The following is a 15,551-nucleotide window of genomic DNA, read 5'->3' on the forward strand; positions in this document are numbered from 1 at the left end:
GGGCGGAGGCCCCGGTGCAGGGTGTGCTCATCGAGAACCCGCCGGGAGTGGATGCACGGTCCGGCACCATCCCGAGAGCGCCTCGATCATCAGCGACGCGACCGCCCGGTGGGCGACGTCGTTCGGAATGTCGTGGTAGCCGCCGGGGATGACGACGCTCTGTCCGTGCTGCAGTTCTCGCGCGAATTCGGCGGCGCGGTCGGGCGTTGCGAAGGCGTCGAATTCGCCGTTGACCAACAGGATCGGCATGGTCACCGCGGGCAGACACGCCCGCACTTTTCCTCCGGCCACGGTGAGCGCCTGCCAGAGGTTCGGTTCGGCGGGAGCCGTGTCGAAGCCGAGCGGATCGTTCTCGAGTGCGTCGAGGTACGACCGGTCCTTCGCCATGACGAGGTCCGTCCGGCCCTGCGCCTCACGCGGCAGACCCCACAGGGGCGCTCCCGTCATGATCAATCCGGTGCGCAGGGACGGTGTGCGAACCGAGAGGAGGGCGCCGGTCAGTGCGCCGAGCGAGTGGCCCAGGACGACCACCGGCAGGTCGGGCCCGTCGCCGGCCATGATGTCGACGAGAACTCCTGCATTGGAGGCGAGTTCGTCCACCGAGGGGAAGAACCCTGCCGGTCCGCCGGTGTGACCGTGACCGAGGTGATCGGGCGCCCACACGTCCAGACCGGCCGAGTTCAGCTGCCCCGCGAGCCGGTGATAGTGACCGGAGTGTTCACCGAATCCGTGCAGGAGCAGGATCCGTGCCCAGGGTTGCGAAGCTTCCCAATGCCGGTAGTAGACCTTGTTCCTGACACCGTCGAAGAAGGGCATGTCAGATCTCCGGACTTCCCGGATCGGTCGACGGCGGTGCGGTCGGCAGGTCCTCGAACCAGGTCGGGGACGTGAGCCAGTTCAGCGGAATCGGCGGGCTCGGGTAGCCCGCGACGAGAACGACGTTGCCGTGCACCGAGTAGTCGCCGGTCTGGACGAAGACCTTCACCCGGTCGCGGAGGTTGTAGAACTCGGGTAGGTACCGCAGTTCGTGGACGTTCTCCTCCCCTACCAGTGCCGAGACGAACTTCCGGGCTTCGGGGTTGGCGGTCACCATGTCCTCGGTGACGATGGCTGCTTCGAAATCCCCCACCTCGCACAGCACCGACAGCAGATCCCCGACCGACGGCAATCCCGGTGCGATGCCGAGATCGATCGTCTCGACCTGCGGCGACAGTGGAACGAGGCTCGCCGAAGACGTGCCGCTTCCCGCGTCCGCGACGTAGATCATCTCGCCGTGCCGGAGCTGGCTCACGACGGCGGCCAGGCGTTCGTGCAGCAATCGGGTTTTGGGTGCCATGGGATTCGTCCTTCGATCGAGTGCGTGAGGTGTGCGGCGCAGCGCACCGGGCACAGAATGTGCTCTGGTCGACAATCGACTAGAAATCTAAGACGCTCCCGCCCGGAGGTCAAGCGCTGGACGAATCCAGATCCAACGCTTGACCGATCGTCCGGAGAGGGAGCACACTTGCCTGGTCGATTGTCGACAAAGAGTCAATCGCTTCCGCGTCTACGCGCTTCCACATCCACATGACCCTCGAGGGAGAACACCATGGGCCAGCTGCTGCAGGGTAAGACAGTCATCGTTACGGGCGCAGGCGGAGGAATCGGCCTCGCCACGGCGTTGCATCTCCACGACGAGGGGGCACAGGTGGTCGCCACCGTGCACTCCGAGTCCAGCCTTCCCCAGCTGAAGGTCGACGACGATCGCCTGATCGGCCGCGTCGTCGATGTCACCGAAGAAGAGCAAGTCAAGGACCTTGTCGACTTCACGGTGGCGAGGTTCGGCAAGCTCGACGGCATCGTCAACAATGCCGGCATCCTGAAGCCCGGCACCATTCTGGATGCGTCGGTCGAGGACTTCCAGAAGACGTTCGACGTCAATGTGAAGGGCGTGTTCCTGGGGTCGAAGTACGCGATTCCCGAGCTGCTGAAGGTGGGCGGCGGGTCGATCGTCAACTTCGGTTCCATCAACTCGATCGGCGCCGAGAAACTGCTGACGACGTACACGGCGAGCAAGGGCGCCGTGCTCACGTTGACCAAGGCCATCGCCCTGGACTTCGGCGCGCAGGGCGTCCGCGCCAACACCCTCTGCCCGGGCTTCGTCGACACCCCGCTGAACGTGCCGCACTACACGGCACTCGGCGGCCGCGAGGAACTCGAGGCCGGGCTCCCCGACTTCCAGCCGATCGGCCGCGCCATCCTTCCCCTCGAGATCGCACACTCCGTCGCCTTCCTGCTGTCGGACCACTCCACCGCCATCACCGGAACGGCATTCGTCGTCGACGGCGGCGTTCTCGCCGGGGCCTGATCACCCACTCTTGCGGTGGGAGCCCTGCCGCCTCGGGCTCCCACCGCAATCCCATTTGACAGCCGACGTGACTCCCATCACCATTGATGCAATGTCGACAATTAGACGAAATGAGGTCGACCCCGATGACTTCCACTGACTCCGATGTCACCCAGCACGACGTTGTCGACGTGTTGGTGATCGGCGCGGGTCCGTCCGGCGCGGTGGTCACGCACACTGCTGCCACGGCGGGACTGAGCACCCTCTGCCTCGAGCAGGGTGACTGGGTCAACCCCAGCGACTTCCCCGCCAACCACCCCGAGTGGGAACTGCTCATCCAGCACGACTGGGCGCACGATCCGAATGTCCGTGCCCTGCCGTCCGACTACCCGGTCGACGTGACGGAATCCGACATGTGGCCCGTGATGTTCAACGCCGTCGGGGGAAGTTCCATCTTCTACGGCGCCGAATGGCCGCGGCTGCTGCCCTCGGACTTCCGGGTCAAGACGCTCGACGGCGTCGCGGACGACTGGCCGATCAGTTACGACGACCTCAAGCCGTACCACGACGAGGTCGACGAATTCATCGGCGTCGCCGGACTCGACGGCGACACCGCCTACCCCGAGGGTCTCGAATACCCGTTGCCGCCACACCCGTTGGGCAAGCCCGGCATGAAGGCGGCCGAAGCCGCGAACAAGCTCGGCTGGCACTGGTGGCCGGGCACCAACGCGATTCCCAGCCAGAAGAACAAGACACTCGAGCAGTGCGGTCGCTGGGGCGTCTGCGAATGGGGCTGTCCGCAGGGCGCGAAGGCCTCGTTCGACTTGATCTACATGCCGCAGGCGCAGCAGGCCGGCGCCCGCGTGGAGACCGGTGCGCGTGTCCGCCGGATCGTCACCGGCGACGACGGCCGCGCGGCAGGCGCCGAATGGGTGGACCGCACCGGCGCCGTCCATTTCCAGCCGGCCCGGGCAGTGATCGTCTGCGCGAACGGCATCGGAACACCGCGACTCCTGCTGCTGTCGGCCGACGAGAAGCATCCGGACGGCCTGGCGAATTCCTCGGGCCAGGTGGGCCGGAACCTCATGCTGCATCCCAACTGCACCGCCGTCGGGTACTACGAGGACAACCTCGAGAGCTGGCGCGGGCCGGCCGGGCAGCTCATTCACTCCATGCAGTTCTACGACACGGACACCTCCCGCGGATTCGTCCGCGGCGCCAAGCTGCACGCCCTCCCGACTCCGGGCCCGCTGAACACGATCGAGACCCACCGGCAACTCGATTTCGACGACCTGTGGGGACCGGCCATCCACGATGTCGCGCGCGCGGCGTCCAACGGAATCCTGTGGGCGGCCAACGTGGAGGATCTGCCCGAGGAACACAACCGGGTCACCCTCTCCACCGAGGAGTTCGATGCCGACGGCCTGCCGGCACCGAAGGTCGAGTACCGCGTCAGCGAGAACACCCGCAAGATCCTGAAGTACACCGTCGACCGCATGGTCGAACTCCACGAGGCTGCGGGCGCGAAGCAGATCTTCACGCAGGAATTGTGGGTCGACCAGCCAGGGCACCTCCTCGGGACGGCCCGGATGGGCGACGACCCGGCGACGTCCGTGGTCGATTCGCACGGCCGGGCCCACGATATCGACAACCTCTACATCGCGGACGGCAGCATCTTCGTCACGTCCGGCTCCGCCAACCCGACCTGCACGATCAGCGCCCTCGCCCTGCGGGTGGGCAAGAAGGTCGTCGAAGACGTCAACGCACGGAAGGCATCGGTATGAGCACCACATCCCTCGACCTGCAGTCGGCGCCGAAACGGCGGCTGTCGGTACCGGGCAGGCACACGGCACCGCCGCGGCCGCTCACGGACTCCGAACTGACCACGCTGCTGCGGATCGCGGACTGTCTGATCCCCGCGTCCGGTGAGAATCCCGCCGCCAGCGAGGCCGACGAGTACCTCCGCTACCTGAATCTGGCGCTGGCCGCCCGGGCCGATGTCTTCGACGCGGTCCTCTCCGCGGTCGACGAGGCAGCCGATCTGCACGGTGACGACCTGCGCGCGGAGCTCGAGCGGATGTGGGCCGAAGACAAGTTCACGTTCGATCCGCTGTCCTCGATCCTCGCCGGCGCCTACTTCATGACCCCCCAGGTCAAAGCGCTGATCGGGTACCCCGGGCAGCACCGGGACGCCGCCGGATTCGAGGACGCGGCCAACGAACTGGAAACCGGGATACTCGATCCGGTGCTCGAACGGGGCCACTTCTACGTGTCCGCGAACGGCGAGTAGCCGGCTCGGACGCTCCCCCGCTCCGCACTGGTGATCTATTGTCGACAAGAGGCTCCCGGCGTGGTCAACGTCGAATCAACCACCATCAGAAAGGACAACCCGATGACTCTGTCACCGAATCGTCCACCGGGATCGACTGTGGGTCGGCGCGAGGACGGCGACATCTCCCTCGGGCGGATCCATCAGCGCACCACGCCGGGCACGGTCGCGGGCGTCCTGCGCACGGCGATCCTCGACGGCACCCTGGCCCCCGGCAGTCAGCTCCGCGAGGCACACATCGCCGCCGACCTGGGCGTGAGCCGGGCGCCGCTGCGGGAGGCGCTGAGCATCCTCGCCGACGAAGGCCTCGTGGTGAAGATCGCGTACAAGGGTGCGTTCGTCGCCGAGGTCAGCGCGAAGGGGATGGCCGAGATCGCCAGCCTGCGCAAACGGCTCGAGCCCTACGCGATCGAGTTGGCACTGCCACGCCTGTCGGGCGCCGGCCGGACCAAGATCGTCCGGACCCTCCAGGACATGGCCCGGGGCGCCGACGACGGTGACCTGACCCGGACCATCGACGCGCACATGAGCTTCCATCGGGTGATCTACGAACTGTCCGAGCACGGCCTCCTGCTGGACCTGTGGCGCAGCTGGGAATCCCAGCTCCAGTTGTTCCTCTCGGCGGATCACCAGTCGTTCCCCGATCTCCACGACGTCGCCGCCGAACACGAGCGCCTGCTCACCATCATCGATACCGGCGACCTCGAGGCGATCACCCGCGAGATCGACCGGCACGTCCACGGTTCGACCGACGCCGCCCCGGCCGCAACCGCTCCAATCGACGGTTCTCAACCGTCGAATGCGTGAGTACGTCGATTTTCTCGGCCGTCAGCCGCCCTACGACGAGCTGGACTCCGCCGACCTCGAGGCCCTGGCTCGGACGGTGGAGGTCGAGTACTTCGCCGCCGGCGCACAAATCGTCGAGGCAGGCGCGGCCCCACTCGATCATTTCTTCGTAGTCCGCACCGGGGAGGTCGAGGTGATCGACCGCGGCCGGGTCGTCGATCTTCTCGGCCCCGGCGAAACGTTCGGGCAGATCTCGGTGCTGTCCGGTTTGCCTCCGCCTCTCGCGATCCGCGCCTCCGAAGACACACTCTGCTACCGCTTTCCGGACCCGCGGCCGGTGCTGCGGCACCCGCAGCGACTCCAGTTCGGGCACTACGGCACCCTCGTCACGCGGGAACGGTTGGCCCGCTCCGGTTTGGTCGATCAGGCGTTGCGGGCGGCCCGGCATCAGATGCGCCCTGTCGTCTGGTGCCCCGCCGATGCGACCGTGGGCGAGGCCGCGTCCGTGATCACCGAGGCCGGCCAGTCGTACGCGCTGATGGACCGGGGCGGCGCGATCGGCATCGTCACCGACAACGACTTCCGGCGGGCGTTCGCCGACGGGCACGTCGACGCGCACAGCCCGGCCTCGGTCATCGCCTCGTTCCCCGCCCGGTCCGTCCCCGCCGAGACGCTCGTGGGCGATGCGTTCCTGACGATGGTCGAGTCGGGGGTGCACCACCTGGTCGTGACCGGCACCGGTGACAGACCGGTGGGGATTCTCCGCGTCGTCGACGTCGCGTCGGCCGAAGTGCGCAATCCCCTCGTCGTCCGCCGGGCGATCGACGACGCGACCACAGTGGAGGACCTGGCGGCCGCGGCGGCCCTTCTCCCCGGAACCTGGGTCGAGTTGTACGACACCGGCGCGTCCGTCATGCACGTCGCGGGACTGATGTCCGCGGTGATCGACGCGATCATCAGGCGGCTCGTCGAGCTGACCGACGTCGGCGCCGACCACGTTCCCCACCGGACGTCCTGGCTGCTTCTCGGGTCGGTGGCCCGGCGCGAACCCCTCCCCAAGTCGGACGTCGACACCGGCCTGGTCTGGGAAGACCTGCCCGGGACGGACTCCCCCGCCCGGAAGTTGCAGAACTGGGCCGGGCGCGTCCTGGACAACATGGAACGCTGCGGCCTGCCCCGCTGCGCCGACGGCGCCAACGCGACCAACCCGCTGTTCGCGCGCTCCCGCACCGACGCGGTCGCCGCCGCGACGTCGTGGATCACGAATCCCACCCAGAAGAACGCTCTGCTGCTGTCGTCGATGATCGCCGACAGCAGACCCGTCAGCGGGATGTCGCTCGGACGTTCGGTGTCCGACGCCATGCTCGCGACCACCCGCAGCCGCGAGTATCTGTCGGCTCTGCTGCGTTTCACCACGTCCCGGCGACCTCCGGTCGGGTTCGTGCGCAACTTCGTCGTCGAGCACTCCGGCGCCAACCGCGGCAACCTCGACCTCAAGGCGGGCGGACTCGTGCCGATCGCGTCCCTGGGCCGGTGGATCGCCGTGGTCACCGGGGACGATCGCGGCTCCACCCTCACCCGGTTGCGGCGCGGCGAGGCCGCCGCTCTGCTCACCGCGGACGAAACCGAGACGCTGGTGCGCGCGTTCGAGTACGTGTACGGATTGATTCTGGGCCGCGAGATCGAGGCCATCAAGGGCAGCACGGTCGCGACGACGTGGGTCGCGCCCAACCAACTGGACACGCTCACCCGCCGGTATCTGCGTGAATCGTTCCGCGCGGTGGCCGAGGTCCAGAACCGGCTGGAAAGCGAATGGGTGGCGCGCCTTCCATGAGGGCACACCGGAGGTTCCGCCGCCTCGACACTGTGTCGTGCCCGTGGCGCGATGCCGAGTTCGCGGTCGTCGATCTGGAGACCACCGGACTGGATCTCGTGCGGGACACCATCGTGTCCTACGGGGCCGTCGTGGTCCGGCACGGTCGCATCGTCATGGCGGAGAGTGTCTACGGACTGGTCCACCCCGAGTGCGACATTCGCCCGGAGGCCGTGGCCGTCCACACTCTCCGGGAGGCGGACGTCGCCGATGCCCCACCGTTGAGCGAGGCCGTCGGCGTCCTGCGACATCTCCTCACCGACCGTGTCCTCGTCGCGCACGCGGCGTGGGTCGAGACGGCCTTCCTCTCCCGCGCCTTTCGCGACAGCGGGCTGAAGTTCCGGCCGACGGTCGTGGACACCGCTGCCCTCGCCCGTGCTGTCGGCGTGGCGCCGCGACAGCATCGGTGCGAGCCGAACCTGGAATGGCTGGCCGACACGCTCGGCCTGCCCGTCGTCGATCCCCACCACGCACTGGGCGACGCCGTCACCACGGCACAGGTGTTCCTCGCCCTGGCGTCCCGGCTCGAGCGCCTCGGGCACGACACCGCGCGCTCCCTCGTGGATCTGAGTGCCGGCGACCGTCGCCTCGGGCGCGGTTGACGCAAAGGTAATCCAGCCGAAACAACTGGTGATTGAGGTCACACCGATTTATGGTAGATTGTCGACAGTAGAACAAGCGCGATGCAACCTTTCGCCTTCTTCCACGACAACCGAACCTCGTCTCGGCACATCCCCCGCCGAGATACCCGCGACAGAGACCAGCGAGGTCACGATGGCCATAACCCCGGAAGAGCCCCCGGTGTCCACTCAACCGCCCACCGAGCCCGATCGCCCGCTCCTCGATTCCGGAGCGGACACCGATTCCGCCTATTTGGAGAAGCTCGGCTACAAGCAGGAGCTCAACCGAACGCTGGGGCTGTTCTCCGCCTTCGGAGTCCAGTTCACCTCGATCGCGATCGCCTCCGGAATCTTCACGACCCTGATCGTCGGCTTCGGGTTCTTCGGGCCCGCGTCGTTCTGGTCGTTCCTCGTCGGCGGCGGCCTGCAGGTGTTCACCGTGGGACTCGCGGTCGCGCAGCTCGTCTCGGCCTACCCACTGGCCGGCGGCGTGTACCAGATCACCGGGCGGATCACCGGGAAGCCGTGGCTGGCCTGGCAAACCGGATGGTGGCTGCTGATCGCACACACCGTCGCGGTCACCACCGTCGCCGTGAGCATCGCCCCCTTCGTCGCCGGCTGGTTCGGCGTCACGTTCGAGGACAACACCGACGCCCTCCCGTGGGCGCTCGGCCTGATCGTGCTCGGCACCGTCATCAATATCGCCGGAGTCAAGGTCGCTGCCGTGCTCAACAACATCGGCGTGGTGGCGGAAGTACTCTGCGTCGTCGCACTGGTAGCCGTGCTGCTGATCGTGAAGCATCCGACCCAGCCGCTGTCGTTCCTGAGCGAGTCCGGCGGAACGACCACCGGCGGCAACTGGTTCGTCCCCTTCCTTCTCGCGATGATCCTTCCCGCATACGCGATCTCGTCGTTCGACGCGACCGGAAACGCCTCCGAGGAGACCAAGGACGCCGCCCGGAAGGCGCCGATGGCATCGGTGATGGCCAACGTCTCCTCCTACGTCGTCGGCATCTTCATGGTCGCGTTGATCATGCTCGCCATCCAGGACCTCCCGGCGGTCATGGAGAGCACCACCCCGGTCAAACTGATCCTCGACACCGCGGTCGGCACCGCGTTCGCGAACATCTTCGAAGCCGTCGCGATCGTCGCCCTGTTCGCCGCCCTGGTCATGCTGCAGCTCACCGGCATTCGCGTCCTGTGGTCGCAGGCACGCGACGGCCAGATCCCCGCGGCCTCCTGGCTGCGCAAGGTCAGTGCCCAGCGGATCCCGATCAACGCGACCCTCACGATCTTCGCGATCTCCGTGGTGTTCGCACTGTGGTCCTCGCTGCTGTCCGTGCTCGCAGCGATGACGGCACTCGCCTGGGGAATGGCCTACGGTGTCGTGGTCGTGGTCGGCTTCTACGGACTGATCAAGCGCAAGTTGCCATCCCATCCGTGGCACTACGGCATCGTCAGCCCGGTCATCTTCATCCTGGCCATCGCCTGGTCGGTCGTGCTCTGCGCGCTCCTGATCTACTCCGACCCCACCCATGTCGGCCTCGGCATGCTGCTGGTCATCGCGTCGGGCGCCGTCATCTACATGCTGATCCCCAAGAGCAGGCGCGGTAAGTCCATCGACACCCAGGCCGGACACCTCTGACAGCCCACTTGCCCGACAACCGACCCACATTCGAAAGGAACTTCATGTCATCCACGCTTCGTTCCGTCACCAACATCATCGACGGCAAGGCCGTGGCCGGATCCTCCGAGCAGGTGCGACAGGTCCGCAACCCGTCCACCGGCGAGGTCGTCGCCGAACTCCAGGAATCGACCGTCGAGGACGGCTATCGCGCCGTCGATGCGGCCCGCGCAGCCTTCCCCGCCTGGGCCGCGAAGACACCCGGCGAGCGCTCGCAGATTCTGCACGACCTCGCCAACCTCCTCGAGGCGAACCTGGACGAACTCGCCGACCTCGAGACCCTCGACGCCGGCAAGCCGACGACGGCGGCGAAGGGTGACGAACTTCCGGGCATCGTCGCGGCGTTCCGGCACTTCGCCGGCGCGGGCCGGGCGTTGTCCGCGCAGGCCGCCGGCGAATTCACCGCCGGCAACACCAGCTTCGTCCGGCGCGAACCCCTGGGCGTCGTCCTCGGAATCACGCCGTGGAATTTCCCTCTCTGGCAAGCGGTCTGGAAGCTGGCCCCCGCACTGGTCGCCGGCAACACCGTGGTCGTCAAGCCGGCCGAGCTGACCCCGCTGGCCACCACCCGGTTCGCGGAGCTCGCGCAACAGCTGCTGCCCGCGGGTGTCCTCAATGTCGTGCACGGCAAGGGCAGTGTGGTCGGGGACGCTCTCGTTCGTCACCCCGACGTCAACCTCGTCTCCTTCACCGGCTCGACGTCCGCCGGACAGCGGATCGCCGAGGCTGCGGGTGCCACGCCCAAACGGCTGGTGCTCGAACTGGGCGGGAACGCTCCCGTCGTCGTCTACGACGACGTCGACCTCGAGGCAGCACTCCCGATCATCACCAACGGCATCCTGTTCAACGCCGGCCAGGAGTGCATGTCGGCAACCCGGCTGCTGGTGAGCGAGACCATCCACGACACGTTCGTCGCGGCGCTCGCCGAAAGACTGAGCGCGGCCCGGATCGGTGATGCTGCCGACAGTTCTACGGTTCTCGGACCTCTCATCTCGGAGGGCCAGCGCGCCCGCGTGGCAGAGCTCGTCGACGGCAGGCCGGACCACGCACGGGTCGTGACCGGCGGCAGGATCGTCGACGGTCCCGGCTACTTCTACGAGGCCACCCTCATCGACGGTCTGCAGCAGGACGATCAGCTGGTGCAGGAAGAGGTCTTCGGACCGGTGGCGACGGTCCAGACGTTCACGGACGAGGCGGACGCCCTGGAGAAGGCCAATGCGGTCGAGCAGGGACTCGCCGCGTCGGTCTGGACCCGCGACATCGGCCGAGCGCTGCGGAACGTCAACGCGATCGAGTCCGGGGTCGTGTGGGTCAACAACCACATGGCGGTCGGCCCGGAAGGACCGCTCGGCGGCTTCAAGGGCTCGGGCTACGGCAAAGAGGGCGGCGCGGCCGGACTCGAGGAATTCACCCGGGTCAAGCACGTCATCGTGAGCCTGTCGTGACGGCGCCGAGCCGCCACGACACCGCGTGGAGGACGTGGGAGCCGGCAGAGCCGGAAGACGCGGTCGGACGAGCCATCCGGCGGATCGACCTGCGCAGCGGTACGGCGTCGCCCTGGGCGCACGCCACCATGGTCGTGCCGTCGCGCGGGCGCGAGTGCTGGTTGGTGACGCAGTGGGACGGCAACGTCGACGTGTGGCGGGTCGACGACACGACCGCGAGATACGAGTTCGATTTTCACACTCGGACCGACTAGATCTGGTCCACCCATCCGATTCGAAAGGAAGCGCGCGTGACAGTCCTTGCCATCGACCAGGGCACGTCCGGCACGAAGGCTGTCGTCGTCTCCGAGGACGGCGACGTCCTCGCGATCGCCGAAACAGCCGTCCGTCCGGCATATCTCGCCGCGGGCGGCGTGGAGCAGGACCCGATGGAACTGCTGGGCTCGGTCCTCGAAGCGGGACGGAGCGCGGTCGCGAAAGCGGGTGTGCCCGTGTCCGCCGTGTCCCTCGCCAACCAGGGTGAGACCGTCCTGGTGTGGGACCCGGTCACCGGCCGCCCGCTCAGCCAGGCCGTGGTGTGGCAGGACCGCCGGTCGGACCAGCTGTGCCGCGACAAGTCCGAGTCCAAGTCGTGGGTCGAACAGCGGACGGGCCTCGTGCTCGATCCGTATTTCTCGGCGCCGAAGATGCAGTGGTTACGGCAGCACGCCACCGCATCGGGCGTGGTCACCACGACGGACACGTGGATCGTGCACTACCTGACCGGGGAATTCGTCACGGATTCCGCCACCGCCAGCCGCTCGCTGCTCACCGACCTCGACACGGTCGCGTGGGATCCGCAGCTTCTCGATCTGTTCGAGCTCTCCGCCGAGCGGATGCCTGCCATCGTCGCCAACGACGTCGTCGTGGGAACCACGGATGTCTTCGGATCCGGCGCTGCCGTGGGCGGTCTCGTCGTCGACCAGCAGGCGGCTCTCCTGGCGGAGCGGTGCTTCGACGCGGGCACCGCCAAGTGCACGTTCGGCACCGGGGCGTTCCTGCTGGCCAATACCGGCACGCTCCCGGTCCGCTCGGCAGCCGGGTTGGCGTCGTGCGTCGCGTGGAACGTGCGCGGGAAGACGTCGTACTGCGTCGACGGCCAGGCCTACACCGCCGCCTCCGCCATCCGGTGGATCCAGGACCTCGGCTTGATCGAGTCGGTGCGCGACCTCGACAGTGTGGCCGCGCACGATTCCGGTGGAACGTATTTCGTGCCCGCGCTGGCCGGTCTCGCCGCGCCCTGGTGGCGGCCGGACGCGACGGCGTCGTTCTCCGGGATGACGTTGTCCACCGACCGGTCCCAGTTGGTGGCCGCCGTCCTCGAGGGACTGGCGGCGCAGACGGCAGAGCTGGTGTCTGCCGTCGAAGGCGACCTGGGCGCTCCCCTCACCCGGCTGCGGGTGGACGGCGGACTCACTCGGTCCCGCCGCCTCATGCAGGCCACGGCTGATCTGACCCAGATCCCCCTCGACGTCTATCCGTCGTCCCACGCCACCGCTCTCGGAGCGGCGGCCTGCGCCAGATTGTCACTGAACCCCGACCTGTCCCTGCAGGACGCGGTAGCCGACTGGGAACCGGCGACCACCTACGAGCCGCGGTGGTCGGTCGACCGCGCGGCAGAATTCCGACACCACTGGCGGGCGGCCGCACGAGCGGCGCTGCCACAGGAGAAGCGATGACTGACACCCCTCCGCCCCCCGACTACGATTTCGTCGTGCTCGGTGCGGGCATCGTCGGCTCGGCGATCGCGCGGGAGCTGGCCGGATACCACCACACCGTGGCACTCGTCGAGGCGCGGGACGACGTGGGCGACGGGACGAGCAAGGCGAACACGGCGATCCTGCACACCGGATTCGACGCGAAGCCGGGCACGCTCGAATCCCGCATGGTGAGCCGCGGCTACACGCTGCTCTCCGAATACGCGCAGCAGACCGGGATTCCCGTCGAACGGTCGGGCGCCATCCTCGTCGCGTGGAACGACGAGGAACTGGCCGCACTGCCGGGCCTGCGCGACAAGGCAGCCGACAACGGCTACACCCACTGCGACATCATCGACGCCGACGAGGTCTATCGTCTCGTGCCCGCGCTCGGTGACGGCGCGCTCGGCGGGCTCACCGTCCCCGACGAGTCGATCATCTGCACCTGGACCACCAACCTCGCGCTGGCCACCGACGCCGTCGCCCGCGGGGTGACACTGCGGACGCGGACCCGCGCCGAGTCGGTGACCGCCCTGCCCGAGCGGACGATCCTGCACACGTCGAGCGGCGACATCAGCGCGCGGTGGGTGATCAACGCCGCCGGGTTGGGAGCCGACTACATCGACAAGGAATTCGGCTACGACCGATTCCACGTCACCCCGCGGCGCGGCGAACTGCTCGTCTACGACAAGCTCGCGCGGCCGTTGATCGACAAAATCGTGCTCCCCGTCCCGACATCGCGCGGCAAGGGTGTTCTGGTCAGCCCGACGATCTACGGCAACGTGATGCTCGGGCCCACTGCGGAAGACCTCACCGACCGTTCCGCGACGGCGACGTCGGAGGCCGGCTTCGAGTTCCTGCTGGGCAAGGGCGGCACGCTGATGCCGCGCCTGCTCGAGGAGGAGGTCACCGCCACGTACGCCGGACTCCGTGCCGCCACCGACTACGGTGACTACCTCGTCGAGGTCGACCACGATCAGCGCTACGTTCTGGTCGGCGGAATCCGCTCGACCGGACTGACGTCCGGTATGGCGGTGGCCGAGTACGTCGGCGAACTGCTCACCAAGGCAGGCGTTCTCGACGGCGCACGCACCGAATTGCCACCACCACCCCGGATGCCGAACATCGGCGAAGCATTCACTCGCCCGTATCAGGACGCCGAACTCATCGCGCGTGATAGTGAATACGGCAGGGTCGTCTGCTTCTGCGAGCGCGTCACGGCGGGTGAGATCCGCGACGCGTACCAGTCGCTGATCCCCCCGGCCGGACTCGAAGGGCTCCGTCGCCGCACCCGGGCGATGAACGGCCGGTGCCAGGGCTTCTTCTGCGGCGCCGAGGTCGGCTCGCTCGTCGATGCACACCGATGCCCCGCCGGTTCGCCCGAAGCGACCGAGACCCGGAAGGAAGCCGTCCGATGAGCGCTCCCGACACCTCACGCACCGTGGTGACCGCCGATGTCGCCATCGTCGGCGCGGGTCCCGCCGGGTTGGCCGCGGCCACGCAACTCGGAAAGGTCCACGGGCGCCAGGCTCTCGTCCTGGACCGCGAAAGCCGCGCGGGTGGGATCCCGCGGCATTGCGATCACCCCGGCTATGGCATCCGCGACATGCACACGTTCATCGGCGGCCCCGCCTACGCCGAACGCCTGGTGCGGGAGGCGAAGTCCGCGGGCGCCGACATCATGCCGAATGCGATGGTGACGGCGGTGCATCCCGACGGCGCGCTCGACGTCACCTCACCCGCGGGTCTCCTCCGCATCGAGTCCAGGGCGCTCGTCCTGGCCACCGGTGCCCGCGAGCGTGCCCGTCCGGCCCGCATGATTCCCGGCGACAGACCGTCCGGGGTCTACACCACCGGACAGCTGCAGAACATCGTGCACCTGCACCACGGACGTGTCGGAACACGTGCGGTGGTCGTCGGCGGCGAACTCGTGAGCTGGTCGGCGGTCACGACGCTGAAGCACGCCGGATGCAGGACCGTGCTCATGACGACGCAGTACCCGTCGCCGGAGTCCTACGCCGCCTTCACCATTCCCGGTAAGGCGTTGTTCCGGCTCCCGATCGCCACCCGCACCCGCGTCGTGCGGATCATCGGTCGCGGGAATCTGGAGGCGGTCGAGATCGAGAATCTCGACACCGGCGCACGCGAGATCGTCGAATGCGACACGGTCGTCTTCACCGGCGACTGGATCCCGGATCACGAACTCGCGCGCACGGCGGGTATCGCCATCGACCCCGGAACGAAGGGACCGCTGGTCGACACCGCTCTGCGCACCAGCCGGCCGGGCGTCTTCGCCGCGGGCAACGTCCTGCACCCGGTCGACACCGCCGACATCGCTGCCCTCGACGGCACGTTCGTCGCAGACCGGGTGGCCGCGTTCCTCGACGCCGGCGAAGCGATCGATCCGGGTGCGACCGCCGTGCGCATCCTCGCGGCCCCACCGTTCCGCTGGGTTTCCCCCGGAGTGCTCCGGGCGGGTGACCCGGCACCACCACGACAGCGCCTGCTGCTGTGGACCGATCAGCTGGTCCGGTTCCCGAAGGTGACCGTCTCGCAGCGGGGTCACGTCGTCGCGACCACGCTGCTGCCCTGGGCCGCCTCACCGGGACGGGTCTTCCGGGTGCCGTGGTCGATCATGGACGCCGTCGACCCGGCACTGGGGCCCGTGACCGTCGGACTGGCCAACGCACCTCGTGTGGGAACCACGCGCAACGCGGTCGGGGAATTCATTCCCTCCCGCTGCAACTGAGCA

At 67.9% G+C, this 15,551-nt stretch carries 14 protein-coding genes; 12 read left to right on the forward strand and 2 right to left on the reverse strand.

Annotated features, from left to right (window positions below; translation table 11 throughout):
* Positions 1 to 27: 27 nt before the first annotated feature.
* Positions 28 to 816: an alpha/beta fold hydrolase gene (locus G9373_RS10265; RefSeq protein ID WP_005254451.1), complete on the reverse strand. Its 789-nt coding sequence runs from the start codon at positions 814 to 816 to the stop codon at positions 28 to 30.
* 1 nt (position 817) lies between these two features.
* The gene (locus tag G9373_RS10270; protein WP_005572099.1) at positions 818 to 1,336 is read right to left on the reverse strand and encodes an RbsD/FucU domain-containing protein; all 519 of its coding nucleotides are present in this window, start codon (positions 1,334 to 1,336) and stop codon (positions 818 to 820) included.
* 252 nt (positions 1,337 to 1,588) lie between these two features.
* Between G9373_RS10270 and G9373_RS10275 the strand changes: the two genes are divergently transcribed.
* The 12 genes from G9373_RS10275 to G9373_RS10330 all read left to right on the forward strand — a co-directional run bounded on the left by G9373_RS10275 (position 1,589) and on the right by G9373_RS10330 (position 15,548).
* On the forward strand, positions 1,589 to 2,347 hold the full coding sequence (locus G9373_RS10275; protein WP_005572101.1) for an SDR family oxidoreductase: 759 nt from the start codon (positions 1,589 to 1,591) through the stop codon (positions 2,345 to 2,347).
* A 125-nt stretch (positions 2,348 to 2,472) separates the two neighbouring features.
* Positions 2,473 to 4,110 carry a GMC family oxidoreductase gene (locus tag G9373_RS10280; RefSeq protein ID WP_167115018.1) on the forward strand — a complete coding sequence of 546 codons (1,638 nt, stop codon included), beginning with the start codon at positions 2,473 to 2,475 and terminating at the stop codon, positions 4,108 to 4,110.
* Positions 4,107 to 4,616 carry a hypothetical protein gene (locus tag G9373_RS10285; RefSeq protein ID WP_133986054.1) on the forward strand — a complete coding sequence of 170 codons (510 nt, stop codon included), beginning with the start codon at positions 4,107 to 4,109 and terminating at the stop codon, positions 4,614 to 4,616. Before G9373_RS10280 ends, G9373_RS10285 begins: the two co-directional genes overlap by 4 nt.
* A gap of 60 nt (positions 4,617 to 4,676) precedes the next feature.
* Positions 4,677 to 5,462, forward strand: a complete 786-nt coding sequence (locus tag G9373_RS10290; RefSeq protein WP_005566868.1) for a GntR family transcriptional regulator — start codon at positions 4,677 to 4,679, stop codon at positions 5,460 to 5,462.
* Complete coding sequence (locus G9373_RS10295; protein WP_167115021.1) at positions 5,455 to 7,275, forward strand: putative nucleotidyltransferase substrate binding domain-containing protein; 1,821 nt, start codon at positions 5,455 to 5,457, stop codon at positions 7,273 to 7,275. The genes G9373_RS10290 and G9373_RS10295 overlap by 8 nt, the downstream gene beginning before the upstream one ends.
* Positions 7,254 to 7,916, forward strand: coding sequence for a 3'-5' exonuclease (locus tag G9373_RS10300; RefSeq protein WP_052023980.1), 663 nt, complete (start codon positions 7,254 to 7,256; stop codon positions 7,914 to 7,916). The genes G9373_RS10295 and G9373_RS10300 overlap by 22 nt, the downstream gene beginning before the upstream one ends.
* 199 nt (positions 7,917 to 8,115) lie before the next feature.
* A complete protein-coding gene (locus G9373_RS10305; RefSeq protein ID WP_005566862.1) occupies positions 8,116 to 9,579 on the forward strand; it encodes an amino acid permease in 1,464 nt (487 codons plus the stop codon).
* Positions 9,580 to 9,623: 44 nt separating this feature from the next.
* Positions 9,624 to 11,063, forward strand: a complete 1,440-nt coding sequence (locus G9373_RS10310) for an aldehyde dehydrogenase family protein (RefSeq protein ID WP_054246090.1) — start codon at positions 9,624 to 9,626, stop codon at positions 11,061 to 11,063.
* A complete protein-coding gene (locus tag G9373_RS10315) occupies positions 11,060 to 11,317 on the forward strand; it encodes a hypothetical protein (protein WP_167115024.1) in 258 nt (85 codons plus the stop codon). The genes G9373_RS10310 and G9373_RS10315 overlap by 4 nt, the downstream gene beginning before the upstream one ends.
* A 36-nt stretch (positions 11,318 to 11,353) precedes the next feature.
* A complete protein-coding gene (locus tag G9373_RS10320) occupies positions 11,354 to 12,781 on the forward strand; it encodes an FGGY family carbohydrate kinase (RefSeq protein ID WP_133986051.1) in 1,428 nt (475 codons plus the stop codon).
* Entirely contained in the window at positions 12,778 to 14,217 is a 1,440-nt protein-coding gene (locus tag G9373_RS10325; RefSeq protein WP_167115029.1) for an NAD(P)/FAD-dependent oxidoreductase, read from the forward strand. Before G9373_RS10320 ends, G9373_RS10325 begins: the two co-directional genes overlap by 4 nt.
* Complete coding sequence (locus G9373_RS10330; protein WP_167115032.1) at positions 14,214 to 15,548, forward strand: FAD-dependent oxidoreductase; 1,335 nt, start codon at positions 14,214 to 14,216, stop codon at positions 15,546 to 15,548. The genes G9373_RS10325 and G9373_RS10330 overlap by 4 nt, the downstream gene beginning before the upstream one ends.
* Positions 15,549 to 15,551: the final 3 nt, after the last annotated feature.

Origin of the sequence: Rhodococcus sp. A14 (assembly GCF_011603105.1) — a bacterium.
GTDB lineage: Bacteria > Actinomycetota > Actinomycetes > Mycobacteriales > Mycobacteriaceae > Rhodococcus_F > Rhodococcus_F opacus.